The sequence below is a fragment of the Syntrophus aciditrophicus SB genome, from assembly GCF_000013405.1.
GTDB lineage: Bacteria > Desulfobacterota > Syntrophia > Syntrophales > Syntrophaceae > Syntrophus > Syntrophus aciditrophicus.
Genome location: NC_007759.1, coordinates 722,004 through 737,500 on the forward strand (window position 1 = coordinate 722,004; position 15,497 = coordinate 737,500).

Annotated in this window: 13 protein-coding genes and 1 other RNA gene (1 of these 14 only partly in view); 8 read left to right on the forward strand and 6 right to left on the reverse strand. The window is 47.1% G+C overall.

The window, feature by feature from the left end; translation table 11 throughout:
* Positions 1-5: 5 nt before the first annotated feature.
* The 6 genes from SYN_RS03430 to purD all read right to left on the reverse strand — a co-directional run bounded on the left by SYN_RS03430 (position 6) and on the right by purD (position 8,183).
* Positions 6-1,466, reverse strand: a complete 1,461-nt coding sequence (locus tag SYN_RS03430) for an NAD(P)/FAD-dependent oxidoreductase (protein ID WP_041584675.1) — start codon at positions 1,464-1,466, stop codon at positions 6-8.
* A gap of 205 nt (positions 1,467-1,671) precedes the next feature.
* Entirely contained in the window at positions 1,672-3,111 is a 1,440-nt protein-coding gene (locus tag SYN_RS03435; protein ID WP_011416632.1) for a 4-hydroxyphenylacetate 3-hydroxylase N-terminal domain-containing protein, read from the reverse strand.
* A gap of 836 nt (positions 3,112-3,947) precedes the next feature.
* On the reverse strand, positions 3,948-4,601 hold the full coding sequence (locus tag SYN_RS03440; RefSeq protein WP_011416634.1) for an L-threonylcarbamoyladenylate synthase: 654 nt from the start codon (positions 4,599-4,601) through the stop codon (positions 3,948-3,950).
* Entirely contained in the window at positions 4,598-5,113 is a 516-nt protein-coding gene (gene purE / locus SYN_RS03445) for a 5-(carboxyamino)imidazole ribonucleotide mutase (RefSeq protein ID WP_011416635.1), read from the reverse strand. Before purE ends, SYN_RS03440 begins: the two co-directional genes overlap by 4 nt.
* Positions 5,114-5,265: 152 nt before the next feature.
* Complete coding sequence (purH, locus tag SYN_RS03450; protein WP_041584676.1) at positions 5,266-6,837, reverse strand: bifunctional phosphoribosylaminoimidazolecarboxamide formyltransferase/IMP cyclohydrolase; 1,572 nt, start codon at positions 6,835-6,837, stop codon at positions 5,266-5,268.
* An 11-nt stretch (positions 6,838-6,848) separates the two neighbouring features.
* A complete protein-coding gene (purD, locus tag SYN_RS03455; protein ID WP_041584677.1) occupies positions 6,849-8,183 on the reverse strand; it encodes a phosphoribosylamine--glycine ligase in 1,335 nt (444 codons plus the stop codon).
* 610 nt (positions 8,184-8,793) lie between these two features.
* On the opposite strand from purD, the gene SYN_RS03460 reads away from it, so the two are divergent.
* The 8 genes from SYN_RS03460 to tyrS form a co-directional block, all read left to right on the forward strand.
* Positions 8,794-9,570, forward strand: a complete 777-nt coding sequence (locus SYN_RS03460; RefSeq protein WP_011416640.1) for a sugar phosphate nucleotidyltransferase — start codon at positions 8,794-8,796, stop codon at positions 9,568-9,570.
* Positions 9,571-9,731: 161 nt separating this feature from the next.
* Positions 9,732-10,712: a tRNA dihydrouridine synthase DusB gene (dusB, locus tag SYN_RS03465; RefSeq protein WP_011416641.1), complete on the forward strand. Its 981-nt coding sequence runs from the start codon at positions 9,732-9,734 to the stop codon at positions 10,710-10,712.
* Positions 10,713-10,917: 205 nt separating this feature from the next.
* Entirely contained in the window at positions 10,918-11,148 is a 231-nt protein-coding gene (gene zapB / locus SYN_RS03470) for a cell division protein ZapB (RefSeq protein WP_011416642.1), read from the forward strand.
* A gap of 18 nt (positions 11,149-11,166) precedes the next feature.
* Positions 11,167-11,448 carry a cell division protein ZapA gene (locus tag SYN_RS03475; protein ID WP_011416643.1) on the forward strand — a complete coding sequence of 94 codons (282 nt, stop codon included), beginning with the start codon at positions 11,167-11,169 and terminating at the stop codon, positions 11,446-11,448.
* A gap of 3 nt (positions 11,449-11,451) precedes the next feature.
* Positions 11,452-11,648: non-coding RNA, 6S RNA (gene ssrS / locus SYN_RS15670), on the forward strand.
* A 257-nt stretch (positions 11,649-11,905) separates the two neighbouring features.
* Positions 11,906-13,441, forward strand: coding sequence for a ribonuclease Y (rny, locus tag SYN_RS03480; protein ID WP_041585327.1), 1,536 nt, complete (start codon positions 11,906-11,908; stop codon positions 13,439-13,441).
* Between the two features lie 102 nt (positions 13,442-13,543).
* The gene (locus SYN_RS03485) at positions 13,544-14,329 is read left to right on the forward strand and encodes a TIGR00282 family metallophosphoesterase (RefSeq protein WP_011416645.1); all 786 of its coding nucleotides are present in this window, start codon (positions 13,544-13,546) and stop codon (positions 14,327-14,329) included.
* A gap of 82 nt (positions 14,330-14,411) precedes the next feature.
* Positions 14,412-15,497: the 5' portion of a tyrosine--tRNA ligase gene (gene tyrS / locus SYN_RS03490; protein ID WP_011416646.1), read on the forward strand. Its footprint extends 201 nt past the window's final position; the window shows 1,086 of its 1,287 coding nt (coding positions 1-1,086); the start codon lies at positions 14,412-14,414; the stop codon falls past the right edge of the window.

Consider the following 15,497-nt stretch of genomic DNA (forward strand, 5'->3'; position numbering starts at 1 on the left):
CGTTCCTATCGCACTCGACCGGCAAAAAGCGGGGAATGAGCGTGTTGTAATAAATAGTCTTCAGGTTTGTAACCAAATTCCTTCTCCAGAATTTGAACGATCCGGGGCAGACAGAACCCGCCCTGGCAACGGCCCATCATCGCCCGGGAGCGATATTTGATGCCGTTGATGGTCTTGACGCCCAAGGGGTTCTGGATGGCATCCAGGACCTCTTTCCGCGTGATCTGCTCGCAGCGGCATACGACTTCTCCGTAGTCGGGATTTTCCGCAACCAGATCTGCCCTCTCTTCCGGCGAAAGTTCGTAGAAAAATCCGGCGCGGCCTTCTCTTTCGGCAATGAAGGAGGCCTTGAACGGGAGGGGAAGTAATTCTTCCACCATATCCCGAACCATGAGTCCGATCGCCGGCGCTGAGGTCAGACCGGGACTTTCAATGCCTACCAGGTTGATGAAACCGGGGATGTCCTTTCGACTCTCAATGACAAAATCCCGGAAACCGCCTTCGCTCGGGGGGGCCTGCTTGGCCCGCAATCCGGAGAAATTACGGATGAAATCCGCCGCCGATATTCCGGGAAGAAGGTCATGTCCTTCTTTTTTCAGGAGCGAGAGAATCTCCGCCGTGCAGGCATAGTCATCCGCTTCATCCACATACTCGTTGCTGGGGCCGATGAGGATATTGCCGTCCACCGTGTTGGTCAGGTGTATGCCGAGCCCCGCACCTCCCTTATGGGGAGCCGGATAAACGAGAAGGGAAAGCGTACCGGCCAGGCGCTTGTCCAGGATGAGATATTCTCCGCGGCAGGGATAGATTCTATATTCGTCAATCCCGAGCATTCTGCAGATCGCATCCGAGTAAAGTCCCGCCGAGTTGATCAGAACCCTGCTCTCGAAGCGTTCCCCAGAAGTTGTCTTGACCTCGAATCCCTTCTCTGTTCGGCTGATGGCCGTTACTTCTTGGCCGAGATAGAAATGGACGCCGTTGGCACAGGCGTTTTCGGCCAGGGCGATCGTGAGACCGTAAGGACAGATGATCCCTGTGCTCGGGGAATGAAGGGCCATGATCCCGCCAATGCCGGGCTGCAGCTTCTCCATCTGCTGTTTGTTTAAAATAGCCAGACCGGGAACGCCATTGGCATCCCCCTGGGCCTTCAGGGAATGCAGGGTTTCAACATCCGTCTCATCCTGGGCCACCGTGAGTTTGCCAAGATACTCTATCTTGACTTTGAGCTCTTTGCAGAGGTTTCCCATCATGGCATTGCCCTGGACATTCAACTTTGCCCGGAGCGTGCCGGGCTTGTAATGAATTCCTGAGTGGACAACACCGCTGTTCCGGGAACTGGTTCCGCCACCGACATCCAGCTCTCTTTCAATTACGGCTGCCTTAATGTCGAATCGGGAAAGTTCACGGGCAATGGCATTTCCCACCACCCCCGCGCCGATAATGATCACATCGTAGAAATTGGTCATGTCAATTCGAAAAATTCCTTTGGAAGTTCGTTCTTTTACAATCTCGTTCATTCTGTTGCCAGTCGGGCACAATCAAAACATCGCCGAAGCTCATATCAGAAAAAGTTCAGCCTTTCAATAAGGACTGAAAAGCTGAATTAAAAAAGAAGGCTGGCTGCCTTCCGTGAGAAAGGTGCCAGCCTTCCGGATTCTGCTTCAGATGATATCAGTCTTTAATTCCAGCCAGCCGTTTCGCCGCCTTCTTCTTGCTCTCAGTGTCTGATTCACGGAAAATGGTGACCCGGTGCGCTTCGGCGGATCCCCCCCCGTGGATGTCGGAGATGGTATCGGCGCTTTCCATGGCCATCTTTTCGATCAACCGGAACATCTTCACGCGATCTTCCACGGGGATCTTGTCTACGCCCTTGAGATATTTCTTCAGGAGATCCCCGATTTCCGGATTCGAGAAATCTCTGTCGGAGGGGAGATCAGCCACGTAGCCACCGGCGCAATCGATCATAAGCCTGGTTGCTTCGGCCATCTCTTTGCCTTCATGGATTTTGGAGGCGTTTGCAAGAACCGTGTCGATGAAGTAGTTGCCGGAAGGCTGCTGCTTGCCTTCATAGGACGACGCCAGACAGCAGCCATACAGCGTCTCCGCTCTGTGGATCATATCAATGACTTTCTGTTTCAGGTGGCTCATCTTGGCGGTGCCGTTGTAGTCCATCATGGTGAGGGCTGCGCCGGTCATGCAGTCGATCTTGCCGGACTTGCAGCCGCCGTGGCTCTGACGGTGGAAAGAGGAGAACTTGACGACCATGTCCACCGCAAATTCGGTTTCGCCACACATGAAAACCCGGTTCCAGGGTACGAAAACATCGTTGAAAATGAGGGTGGGGCAGTACTTGGAGTAATAGACATTTCCGCAATCGCAGCCTTCGATTTCTCTCATGTCCAGGCTGGATCGGCCGACCACATGGATGAGCCCCGGGGTGTCGGAAGGAATTGCGAAAGCGACTGAATAGTCGCCATCATCCTTGCCCATGGCCCGGGTGGGCAGCACGATGATCTCGTGAGAGGAGAGGGACCCGGTCTGGTGGGACTTGGCGCCGCGCACCACAATTCCGTCCTCCCGCTTCTCCACGACACGGAGAAACATGTCCTTGTCCACCTGCGCATGGGGTGCCAGTGACCGGTCGCCTTTGACGTCGGTAACCCCGGCATTCCCCGTGAGATCGTTCTTCTGCATGTACTTGAGGAATTCGATGAAATTGTCGTTATAGTGGGTGCCGTATTTCTTGTCGATGTCATAGGTGACGATGGCCAGGGTGGAGAGACAGTCCAGGCCGGTGCATCTCTGGTGGCAAGTGCCTACGTAGTTGGCCACCTTACGGTTGATCTTCACGCGCGCTACAAGATCCTCTATGCTGGCCGGCGGCAGGGTGAAACGGTTCACCGGCTCGTTGATCAGAGGACTTGTTGTAATGAAAAGGTCCCTGTTCTCGGGCATATTGGCCAATTCATAGGTGGCGCCGGTTGCCTCAATGCCTGCGCGCAGTCGGGGATTGTCGACGACGCTGGTGGTGAGCTTCTCTCCGAACATATATACAGTCGGCTTGAGAGCCCGAATCGATTCTATGTACTCTTCTTTTGTCTTAATACCCATTGTTTCTCCTCCTAACAGATTTCAAATATTGTCAAACGGAAACAGTGCCGCGACTTAAAGGTTCCCGCTCAAATCAACGAGGTTTCTCCGCTTCTGTCCAGTAAAAAACATAATCAGCCTGTTTGCTGAACTTCTGTAATCGAAAAATCCTTTCTTCCATCTGATCGGCTATAAGTTGTTCGAGCTAGAGCATCCGTCCGATAGTCTGCCCATCCTTCTGGATGTTGATATGCCAAGACATGGACGTCTCGTTTATCCTGCCATTGTTTCGGCAGAGCCGTCAGAAACATAAGTTTTTGAAATCACTTTTTTGATTTAATTTCAAATTTAATAGATCGGTTTTTATCCGTATTCCTGCCTGTTCGTCAAGCTTTTTATTGAGTTCATAAGCCTCTTTTTTCAGTTGGTGCGGCAGGCCAGATAAAAAATTGGTTCGAATCATATTTTATTCATGACTGCTTTCCCGTGGATTATGCAAGCGCTTTCCTTTGAAATATCAATTGATAATTTAATTAGATTTTTAATTAACAATTGTCAGACTCCTAAGAATTCTTTTTGCTCGCGTCTTTTTTAAGGGAAGCAGGGTTTCTCCCTTTATGAAAGGTTATGAATGGGATTTGTCATCCTGTTCTTCCCTTGTCTGCCCACGTGGACCTACTGGGAAATATACTTCCCGGACGGGGTGTCAAAAAAACCTTGAATGATGCTCCCTGAACTGTGGGTGAGATCGGACATCAGAATGATGCTGAAAACTCAGTGATGAGTTATAGATAAGTTACGGCTTGGCTTTCTGAAGATTTCTTTTGAATATGAAGGGCATCCGTCTTGTCCCGGGATTAATGTGGACAGGTTGACTCCAGGGCTTTTCGTATCTCAATTTCGGTAATGACTCCAACCCGGAGGATCAGTGGAGGGTCAACTGCAATGTTAACGACTGTTGAACCCTTGTTTCCGCGAGTCTGCCCTCCGTCAACAATGCCGTCGATAAGAGAACCCAGAGTGCGGGCAACCTCATGGGCCGTCGTACTTTCTTTCTGCCCGGAAAAATTGGCACTCGTGGCGGTCAAGGGAGCCCCCAGCGACCGGGCCAGACTTCGGGCAATGGGATGACTGGATATCCGGATGCCGATCAGACCCGTATTTGCCGTAAGTCTTGGAGAAACGTTTTTAGAAGCACGAAAGACAAGCGTCAGCGGGCCCGGCCAGAAGACGTGAATGAGTCTTTGGGCAGCTTCAGGAATCGCCGTGACCAGACTGTCCAGTTCGTCCCGGTCTCCAATAATGAGCGGGATAGGATTGTTGAACTGCCTGCCTTTGATGCTGAAAATTTTTTCGATGGCCCTTTCATTTCCAGCATCTGCACCCAGTCCATAGAACGTCTCGGTGGGATAGGCTACAACCCGGCCTTTCCTAAGATTCTCTGCAACGTGTTGAAGCAGCGCTGGTTCAGGATGAGTGGGGTCGATCGCAATAATCGGATTTGAAGTCATAAACGGCTCTTGAGGATGAGGTCATCGTGCTTTTTCTCGACTTCATGGGCCATATTGTCAATATAAACGGTAAGCCTCTGATGAAGTTCGGCGTCCGTCAAAGATAAAATGCGAATGGCGAGCAGCGCGGCATTCCTGGCGCCGGCTTTTCCTATGGCCATAGTTGCTACCGGGATGCCCCCGGGCATCTGAACAGTGGAAAAAAGGGCATCCAGACCGTTGAGTGCTGTCGAATCAACAGGCACTCCGATGACAGGCAGTGTTGTCTGTGAAGCGATGACCCCGGCGAGATGAGCGGCTGCGCCTGCGCCGACGATGATCACTTTCACGTTTCTTTCCGCCGCTTTCCGGGAAAAATCAGATGTTCGGTCCGGGCTTCGGTGTGCCGAGGTGAGAAAGATTTCATGGGAAACGTGAAAAGTCTTTAAAATTTTGACGGTTTCCTCCATTACCGAATAGTCGGAATCACTTCCCATGACAACGCTGACGGCAATATCCATATTCTTTTCCACAGCGGATTTTCTTCCTCCTGCTTAAATGCGGTTTGAAATCAATGAGATCAAAAGAGGCGGCAGAGCATCTGCTGCACGCATCTTGAAGTGAAACGCGGCAAACAAAGGTTCCGATCATGTCTGCCGCGTTTCCTGCAGATGAAAACTTGGGCCTAATGCTTGAAATGGCGGATGCCTGCAAAAATCATGGCCATTCCATGCTCATTGGCGGCCTCGATGGCTTCTTCATCCCGCACGGACCCCCCTGGCTGGATAATGGCGGTTATTCCCGCCTCGGCAGCCATGTCAACCCCGTCACGGAAAGGGAAGAACGCATCGGAACCAAGGACACAGCCTTTTGTGGGAAGTATGGCTTTCATCTTGGCGATCTTGACGGAATCAACTCGGCTCATCTGGCCGGCGCCGACCCCTACCAGCTGGTCCCTGGCAGTGAACACGATGGCGTTGGATTTGACGTGTTTGACAACGCGCCAGGCAAAATCCAAGGCCTGGTATTCTTCTTCCGTTGGAACTCGTCTGGTCACGATTTTCGCTGTTCGGATATCAAAGGAATCCATGTCGCGTTCCTGAACAAGCAGCCCGCCGACGACGCGACGAAAATCGAGTCCCAGGCACTCTCTCTGGTATTCTCCGGAAATTTGCAGCAATCTCACATTTTTCTTCGCCTGCAAAAGGTTCAATGCTTCTTCCTCAAATCCGGGAGCGATGATAACTTCCAGGAATGTCTTGGCAATCTCTTCTGCCGTTTTCTTGTCAATGGGGCGATTAAGAGCGACGATGCCTCCGAAGGCGGAGATGGGATCCGTTTCCATGGCTTTCCGGTACGCCTCGGACAGATCCTGGGAGGCCGTGGCTGCCCCACAGGGATTGGCGTGCTTCATAATCACGGCAGCCGGCAGGATGAAATCAGAAACCATGTTCCATGCGGCATCGCTGTCCATGATGTTGTTATAGGATAACTCCTTCCCATGAAGTTGACGGGCATTGGCAATCGATGCCGGAAAAGGATTGTGTTCACGATAGAAGACGGCCTGCTGATGAGGGTTTTCACCGTAACGGAGGTCTTGGGCTTTCTTAAACTGCATGGTGAGTGTATCGGAAAATGTCTTGGAATCGCCTCCGTAAGGTGTCAGCTTGCCGAGGTAATTGGAAATCGCCGCGTCATACCTAGCTGTCAGTTGGAAGGTTTTTACGGACAATTCGAAGTTGGTGGTCTCGGATATCTTGCCACCTTCCTGTTTCATTTCTTCAAGAATACTCGTGTAATCCGCGGGATCCGTAACTACGCTGACAAAACGATAATTCTTCGCGGCGGCTCGAAGCATGGTGGGTCCCCCGATGTCTATATTCTCGATGGCCTCATCAAGGGAGCATCCTTCTCGAGCAACGGTGTCTTCGAATCGGTAAAGATTGATGACCACCATATCGATCATGTCGATCCCATGATTTCTGGCCGCTTCCCTGTGGCTGTCCTGATCCCGGAGAGCCAGAAGCCCGCCATGAATTTTGGGGTGCAGTGTTTTCAGTCTTCCATCCATCATTTCGGGAAACCCCGTATAGTCGGAAACATCCCTCACGGAAAGACCGTTCATCCTCAATTGCGCTGCTGTTCCTCCCGTCGAAAGAATCTCCACACCGAACTGAGATAAACCCTGAGCAAATTCAACAATTCCTGTCTTATCGGTTACGCTGATGAGTACCCGTTTTATTTCGTTCAAATTCATTATCCCTCTCCTCAATCAATGCTGCCTTTGATATTCATGATGTGGTGAATCCGCTTTTCAATGAGCGGCCATGTGCCGATATCCGAACGGTGATCCACAGGGCCGTTTATGGCTGCCACGGCTCTTTCTGCAACAGCTTCCGCTTTCTCAAGCTGATCGGCAATGCCCACGACACCGATTGCCCGTGAGGATGTCATGTAAAGACCGTCAGCTTTCTGATCGACGGAAGAATAATACAGACGTGCTGCCCCCACATCTCCGATTTCTATCCGGGAGGATGTGGACTTCGCATCCGGAGAGTCGGCGGGCAACCCATAGGCTTTGGGGACGACATACTTGCACACTGTAGCTTTTTTTTCAAATTCAATATGGAGGCCATCCAGTGTACCGTCGACAATGGCCGTGCAGAGATCGAGAAAATCCGTTTTTAGAAGCGGCAGGATATTCATGGCCTCCGGATCGCCGAAGCGGGCGTTGTATTCGAGAAGTTTAACGCCTGAACGCGTAATCATGAACCCCCCGTACATCACGCCTTTATAATAAAGACCAGTCTCCTTGTGAATGGCTTCCGCCACGGCCCGGGTGATGGATAATCCCGCCTCGATGTCTTTTTGTGTCAGGAAAGGTAAAAGATGATTTTCGCAGGAATAAGAGCCCATTCCACCTGTATTGGGACCTTGATCGCCGTCAAAGCGGCGTTTATGATCCTGGACCGGAGGTGTGGCAACAACAGTTTTGCCGTCGCAGAGGCATTGAAGCGAAAACTCCTCGCCCTCCAGCTTCTCTTCAACCATGACGCTGGAATGGGTTTTAAGGATTTCATGACAAGCCTGAAGGGCTTCACGCCTGGAATGGAAGTGATCGCCCTGTACAAGTACACCTTTTCCGCCGGTTAAACCATCGGGTTTGATAACAATTCCGTCAATTTCGTCAAGGAAGACCTCGATCCCTTCATTGGAGGGGAAGGTTCGAAATTTGATGTTTCCCGGGATTTCATATTTTTGAAGCAAATTCCGGGTGAAGGATTTTGACGTTTCCAGGCGGGCCAAACTTTTCTGTGGACCGACGGCAGGAATACCCATCCCGGTCAGACAATCGACTACACCATTGTTCAGCGGGTCTTCCGGGCCGATAATGGCAAGATGAACAGCGCAGGTCTTGGCAAACTCCTGAATTGCGTTCAGATCATCATAATTGCCGATCGATATTTTCTCAGAAAGAGAAGCAATCCCGGGGTTGTTCGTTTTCATGAAGGAAAAAAGTCTGGGATGTTGTGCGGATCGCGTAATTGTTTCCGCGAGGACATGTTCTCTCGCCCCATTTCCTATAAGCAGGATATTCTTCATTTTACCAGGCCTCCTGACCTCAGCTTTGATCAAATTTCCATATCGGGGAGGCATAAATATCGGAAAAAACGTCCTGAGTCAATCAAATCTGTATGAAATGATTTTTATCTTTCTATTTAAATTTATAGGGATTTTAACAGGGAATGCATTACTGTTGGAATTTCGGCTGGAGATTGGAAAGCGTCTGCTGTTTCCCTGATTTCAAAAATAGGAATTAGGCTTTGAAGGATAGAAATATCCAGAAGCCGCAATGTCCTTTCTGTTGTTGAGAAGGCCGAAATAAAAATACTTAAAGAATACTCTTGTTTTTTCCTGCTGAGTTTGACAGTGATAATGCAAATTGACAGAAACCCTGACCTGTTTTCAAATTTTATTAAATTCAGATACATTAGCCGGAAAAACAATGAAAACAAAAGGATTGAAGAAATATAAGCAAAAGTTATGATAGTAGTTTTTTCGTCTGCTGAGATAGCATCTGTCATGGCGTATACACCGTTTTATACAGTGTTCGGCATATCCTCAAATATATATGTGGATCAGCGATGGGCTAAATTGTCTTACATTGTCCCAGACAAAGTGATTGCATCTGAAAAAAGCATGAAAGGATGTTATGAATATTCCGATTCATAAGACTAATGATTATTCCCTGGGTGTGGTTATTCTTGCAGCAGGCAAGGGAACAAGGATGAGATCCGAGAAGGCCAAAGTACTGCATCATATCTGTGGTAATCCAATGCTTTTCTATACGATCAGGTTAGCCAGGAAAGTCCTGGCGGAGAAAATTGTCGTTGTTGTCGGCCACCAGGCAGACGTAGTCAAGAAACATTTCAGTAATGGGGATTTGATCTTTGCGGAACAGCGTGAACAACTTGGTACAGGGCATGCCGTCATGCAAACCCGGGAAGAATTTAAGAATTTTACAGGAAACATTCTGATTCTGTGTGGAGACGTTCCCCTTCTTTCCATAGAAACGGTCCGTCGTCTTATAAGCGGTCATGTGAGGGCAAATGCCGCTGTTACAGTTCTTACCGCGCTGATGGATAATCCCGCCGGATATGGCCGTATTGTGAAAACGCCTGCGGGTGAAGTCGTCAAAATTGTTGAGGAGCGGGACGCATCCGTCGAGGAGAAGAAAATTAAGGAAATCAATTCAGGAATCTATTGTGTTGATAGTCTATTTCTCTTCGATGCAATTGCTGAAATAAAGAATGACAATGCGCAGGGAGAATACTATCTGACCGACATCATAGAAATCGCCTGTAAAAGAAGACGGCCCGTCAGGGCCGTTCTGGTGGATGATGCGGAAGAAATAATTGGCATTAATACTCCGGAGCATCTTCAGCGGGCAGAAATGCGGATGTTTGAAGCATCCCGGCAGGGAGCATAATTTCCCTTGAGGCTCAGGGAAGGCATTCAAGCGGTAAAGCGGAGTGACGGCGCAGGCGGATACAAGACACGCTGCCGAGGTTCCTCTTTTGAATTCAGCGGTAACCGCGCCTGGATGAGGAGTTGGAATGATCGGTAAAGCGAAGGGTATGAAATAAATTTATGATTGTCATCGGCTCTTTAATAATAAAAAATAATGTGATTCTGGCGCCCATGGCCGGAATTTCCAATCTGCCTTTCAGGATGATGGCGAGGGAGGCTGGATGTGCTCTTGCCTTTACGGAAATGATCAGTGCCAATGGTCTCGTTCGTGGGATTGAAAAGAGTCAGCAGTATATGAAGTCCTGCATCGATGATAAGCCTTTGGGGGTGCAGATATTCGGAAACGATCCGACCACCATGGCTGACGCGGTGAGGATTGTCGATGATTACGGAGCCGACCTGATTGATTTGAATATGGGATGCCCGGTAAAAAAAGTTGTAAAAAATGGCGCCGGAGCCGCTCTGCTGAAGGATCCTGGATTGGTATCACAAATTCTCGAATCTGTCAGAAAGGCGACTCGAAAACCGTTGACCGTGAAAATCCGTTCCGGATGGAATCTCCAGAGCATCAATGCAGTCCAGATAGCGAGAATTGCGGAGCAGCAGGGGATTGATGCTGTTTTTGTTCATGCCCGAACTGCAGTTCAGGGGTTTGCCGGCTCAGCGGATTGGAGAATAATTGAAGAGATTAAGAATTCAGTAGGGATTAAAGTGATTGGAAATGGCGATGTCAAGTCAGGCGCTGACGCGTGGCGTATGATTAAAATGACGGGTTGCGATGGCGTCATGATTGGGAGGGGGGCATTGGGAAATCCTTGGATATTTAATGAAGCTCTTAATTATCAGTCCACTGTGCAAACACATTCTGAGCCGGTTTTAAATGAACGTAAAGAAATGATCTTACGTCATCTGGAAAGAGAGACAATTTTTCTGGGTCAAAAAGAGGCTGTCAAACGCTTCCGGAAACATCTTCTCTGGTATACAAAGGGGATAAGGGGGGGGGCCTCTTTCCGATCAAGAGTAACAACAATCAGTGATCAGAATTTATTGCTTCGTGAGATCGAAGCGTTTTTTGATCAGGAAGAAATACCTTACCAATAAAGGAAAAGGTTCCTAAATAAGATCTTGACTTTTAGATCGTGTATTGTAATATTTTGCTGAAATATCTCGATGGGCTGTGAAGTGTAGGGTCTGAAATCCCTTGCTGAAAAATCTGTGAGAATAGTATTAGAAAATAATTTAGTAGAGTATAGTGTCAGGCTTGGGACTCTTTTAAGCTTTGGGCTGAAAATCATGGAGAGTAATTGTGGAGCTGGTAATTTTTAAAGAGTTGGAAGAGAAAATTAGAAGTATGGCCCAAGAACATGCGTTGCTGAAAAAGAGGAATTTTGAGTTAGAGGAGCTGTTAAAAAAAAAGACGTCTGAGTTGGAAGAGCTAAGTATTGCGATAAAGGAATTTGATGAGGAAAGAATAGCGATCCGCACAAAGGTAGATTCACTCTTGGAGCTGCTTCAGGATGTTAAAGTGCAAGGGTAGGTCGTCATTGGGTTGTGAATGAAAAAGAATTATCACATCAAAATACTGGGGCAGGAATTTACCGTTTTAAGTGATTCAGGGGATGAGCATGTGGAAAGCGTTATGGAATATATCAATAAGAAAGTTATGGAATTGGAAAATAAGTTTTCTAATGCCAGCACTTTAAATATTGCCATACTGGTCGCTTTAAACATTGCAGATGAATATATGAAGCTTCTTGAAGGTAATAAAGAAGAAATTTATAAGCAAGTAGATAGACAAGCGCAAAATTTGATCAATCTGATTGATGAAATGAGTTAAAAAGTCCCCCTGCGATGTGCGTGATTAGCATTCTGTTTTTGAGCCAACACCAAGGAAACGGGAACCTTCCCTTGTTTGGGGTGTGCTAGCCTGCTGTATTCCGCAACTGGCGGATGCAAGGAAGCCTGAAGCAAACAATAAGGTACCCACGTTGAACTCCGGTTCAAAATGGTCGTTAACACGACATATGCGGGGGTTCTTTCTATATACAGAACCTTCTGCTTGTTGTGCCCTGCAACTTTCCTTAACAAATCCTGCCATTTTTTTGATTACTCTTATCATTCTGCAATTGGTATTTACATATTTACAGCAGCATAACAGTTATGGTTGTCATGCTGCCGTGTCGGAAATCAGCAGAATCCGATGACTGAGAATGGTTTGTTGTTCGTCAGGGATGCGTAAGAGGTTTATGAGGAGGTAAATAGTTTTGCTGAATTATACTGTAATAGCGTTTATCATGTTAGGATTAATTGCCATTGGGTTGGCAATCGGTTATTTTTTGAAATTCAGACTTTCTCAGAAACGATTGGAATCTTCTGAGAACCTTGCGTTGAGGATTATTGATGAAGCCAAAAAAGAGGCTGAAACCATAAAAAAAGAGGCTGTGCTTCAGACAAAAGAGAATCTGCTGAAACTGAAGGCGGAATTCGAGAAGGAAACGAGAGAAAGAAAGCTGGATCTGGATAATTTAGAGCGGAGAATTCGCTCAAAGGAAGAAAATCTCGATAAACGAATTGATTCAATGTCTCAGAAAGAGAATGCAATCGAAGTTCGAGAAAAGAATTTGCTGTCCAAAGAAATGCAGCTCAATGAGAAGCACGATAAGTTAAGCAGAATGATTGGGGAACAGAAAGAAAAACTGGAGCAGATTGCCGACATAACTTCGGAAGAGGCAAAAGATTTTTTAATCCGGTCTATGGAAGCTGCTGCGAAGCGTGATGCTGCCATGCTGATTAGAAAAATCGAAGAAGATGCAAAGAGGGAGGCAGACAAGAAGTCGAGAGAAATTATTGCTTATGCTGTGCAACGTTATGCCGGTGACTATGTTGCGGAAAACACTGTTTCTGTAGTCAATCTTCCAAACGATGAAATGAAGGGGCGTATCATTGGGCGGGAAGGTCGCAATATCAGAGCGATAGAGGCAGCCACTGGAATTGATCTTATTGTTGACGATACCCCGGAAGCCGTAGTTTTGTCCAGTTTTGATCCTATACGGCGAGAGGTGGCAAAAATTTCACTGGAAAGATTGATTACGGATGGAAGGATTCATCCTGGCAGAATTGAAGATATTGTAAAGAAGGTGCGGTTGGAAGTTGATAGTATTATAAAGGAAACAGGGGAAAGGGTTTCCTTTGACGTAGGAGTGCATGATATTCATCCAGAACTCATTAACCTCCTGGGCAGTTTGAAATATCGGACAAGCTATTCTCAGAATGTTCTCCAGCATTCCATTGATGTCGCTCATCTGACGGGTATGATGGCGGCGGAATTGAAGATGAATATAAAGGAGGCAAAACGTGCGGGGCTGCTTCACGATATCGGTAAAGCGGTTGATCATAAAATAGAGGGGACTCATGCGGCAATCGGGGCTGATTACGCGAAACGTTTTGGAGAATCGCAAAGGATTGTTCAGGCCATCGCCGCCCACCATGACGATGGCAGAACGAACACGCTTCTTGGTGTCTTGGTTCAGGCAGCAGACACCTTGTCTGCTGCAAGACCAGGAGCCCGAAGGGAAATGCTGGAAACCTATGTAAAACGATTAGAGGAATTGGAAAATATAGCTAATTCATTCAACGGCGTCGATAAGTGTTTTGCCATCCAGGCCGGCAGAGAAATCCGGATCCTTGTCGGAAGTGAAAAACTTTCGGACAACGATGCGATGATGCTTTGCAAGGATATCGTCAAAAAGATCGAGTCGGAATTGACATATCCGGGCCAGATTAAGGTAACAGTGATTAGAGAAACGCGAGTATCGGATTTCGCAAAATAGCTGCCGGAGACGCATTCAATCATGGTCAGGTGATTTTGAATCTTTTTGTTAGCCCATACTTTTTAGTTACTAAGTTAAATTCTGAAATACTAAGGGAATTTCATGAGATTCTTGTTTGTAGGAGATATTGTAGGTAAACCTGGAAGGAGGGCCGTTCGAGAACTGCTCCCAAGAGTGCTATCGCTGCATGAGATTGATTTCGTTATTGCCAATTGTGAAAATGCGGCGTCAGGCTTCGGTATTACAAAGGATATTGTCGATGAGCTGTATCAGAATCACGTTGATGTTCTGACTTCCGGCAATCATATCTGGGATAAAAAGGAAATCTTTGAATTTTTAGAAGATTATGAAACATTGCTTCGACCGGCAAATTACCCTGAAGGAACTCCCGGATGGGGAAGTGTCACAGTTAGAACGCCAGCTGGCATTAATGTGGGGATTTTGAATTTGGCGGGAAGGGTTTTTATGCAGCCGATTGATTGTCCATTCCGAACTGCTGAAAAAGAATTGGCTGGTTTTACCGGGAAAACGAATATCATTATTGTCGATATACATGCAGAGGCAACATCGGAAAAAAAAGCATTGGGGTGGTTTTTAGATGGACGCGTGAGCGCTGTGCTAGGGACCCATACCCATGTACAAACTGCGGATCAGGAGGTCTTGCCGGGGGGAACAGCTTATATCAGCGATGCAGGGATGACAGGGCCTTTTGACTCAGTGATCGGCGTTAAAAAGGATGTCGTTATAGAAAAGTTTCTACTCCAAATCCCCAAGAAATTTGACATTGCAAAATCTGACGTTAGATTACAGGGTGTTATTTTTGAAGTAAATGAGCAAGATGGCAAATGTTCAAGTATCCAACGCCTTAGTATCTGTCTTGATAATTGACCCGGGTAGTTTTAAGTGGCGATCAGCAAAGTAAAAAATACATTATAAAATAAAGCTTAAGATGGGACTGATTTAGGGGACGTTGATTTTGAAAAACGTATACGATGTTTTCATGGAAAGAGGATTTATAGAACAGGTCACTGACGAAAATGCAGTAAGAAAAGCTCTTGAAGCACCGCTTGCCTGTTACATTGGTTTTGATCCCACAGCGAGAAGCCTGCATATTGGAAGTCTGGTTCCCATTATGGCTCTTATTCATTTACAGCGACATGGTCATACGTCCATTGCCCTGGTTGGGGGAGGGACGGCTCTGATCGGAGATCCAAGTGGGAAAACGGAAATGCGTCAGATTCTGACAAGGGAAAAGATAGAACTCAACGCAACATGCATGCGAAGGCAATTTGCCAGATATTTGAGCTTTGAAGATAAAAAAGCGATGATGATCAATAATGCGGATTGGTTGACGAAACTGAATTATATTTCGTTTTTGCGCGATATCGGGCGTCATTTCAGTGTAAACAAGATGCTTGCCGCCGAAAGTTATAAGATGCGCTTAGAGAAGGGATTAAATTTTATAGAATTTAATTATATGCTACTGCAAGCATATGATTTTTTATATCTTTTCCAAAATCATAATTGTGTGATGCAAATGGGAGGCAATGATCAGTGGGGCAATATGTTGGCCGGTGTCGATCTCATCCGGAGGGTTGAAGGAAAGGTTGCACACAGCATGACATTTCCACTTCTAACGACGGCGACAGGGCAAAAAATGGGAAAAACTGAAAAGGGAGCTGTCTGGCTTGATCGGGAATTAACCTCACCATATGAATACTATCAATATTGGATTAATACCGGCGATATTGATGTTGGGAAATTTCTTGCTTTGTTTACCTTCCTGCCTATGGAAGAAATACATCAGGTAAAATCTTTGAGTGATAAAGAGTTGAACATGGCAAAGGCAATACTGGCTTTTGAGGCCACCAAGATTACGCATGGCGAGGATGCCGCACTTGCGGCCTGGAATGCATCTGCGGTGGCATTTGGAGTAAAATTAATCGACACATCACTCATGCCTTCAAGTACGATTCCGCGCGGTCAGCTTTCGCAGGACGCCTCTGCCATTCCATTCATTAAAAAATCGTGGAATGAGCTCGCTAAAGGCATCCCG

What these genes read in the sequence shown, in the direction of transcription:
- SYN_RS03430 (WP_041584675.1), bottom strand. Translation starts at nt 1,466, where the DNA reads ATGACCAATTTCTACGATGTGATCATTATCGGCGCGGGGGTGGTGGGA.
- SYN_RS03435 (WP_011416632.1), bottom strand. Translation starts at nt 3,111, where the DNA reads ATGGGTATTAAGACAAAAGAAGAGTACATAGAATCGATTCGGGCTCTC.
- SYN_RS03440 (WP_011416634.1), bottom strand. Translation starts at nt 4,601, where the DNA reads ATGACTTCAAATCCGATTATTGCGATCGACCCCACTCATCCTGAACCA.
- purH (WP_041584676.1), bottom strand. Translation starts at nt 6,837, where the DNA reads ATGAATTTGAACGAAATAAAACGGGTACTCATCAGCGTAACCGATAAG.
- purD (WP_041584677.1), bottom strand. Translation starts at nt 8,183, where the DNA reads ATGAAGAATATCCTGCTTATAGGAAATGGGGCGAGAGAACATGTCCTC.
- SYN_RS03460 (WP_011416640.1), top strand. Translation starts at nt 8,794, where the DNA reads ATGAATATTCCGATTCATAAGACTAATGATTATTCCCTGGGTGTGGTT.
- dusB (WP_011416641.1), top strand. Translation starts at nt 9,732, where the DNA reads ATGATTGTCATCGGCTCTTTAATAATAAAAAATAATGTGATTCTGGCG.
- SYN_RS03475 (WP_011416643.1), top strand. Translation starts at nt 11,167, where the DNA reads ATGAAAAAGAATTATCACATCAAAATACTGGGGCAGGAATTTACCGTT.
- rny (WP_041585327.1), top strand. Translation starts at nt 11,906, where the DNA reads ATGTTAGGATTAATTGCCATTGGGTTGGCAATCGGTTATTTTTTGAAA.
- SYN_RS03485 (WP_011416645.1), top strand. Translation starts at nt 13,544, where the DNA reads ATGAGATTCTTGTTTGTAGGAGATATTGTAGGTAAACCTGGAAGGAGG.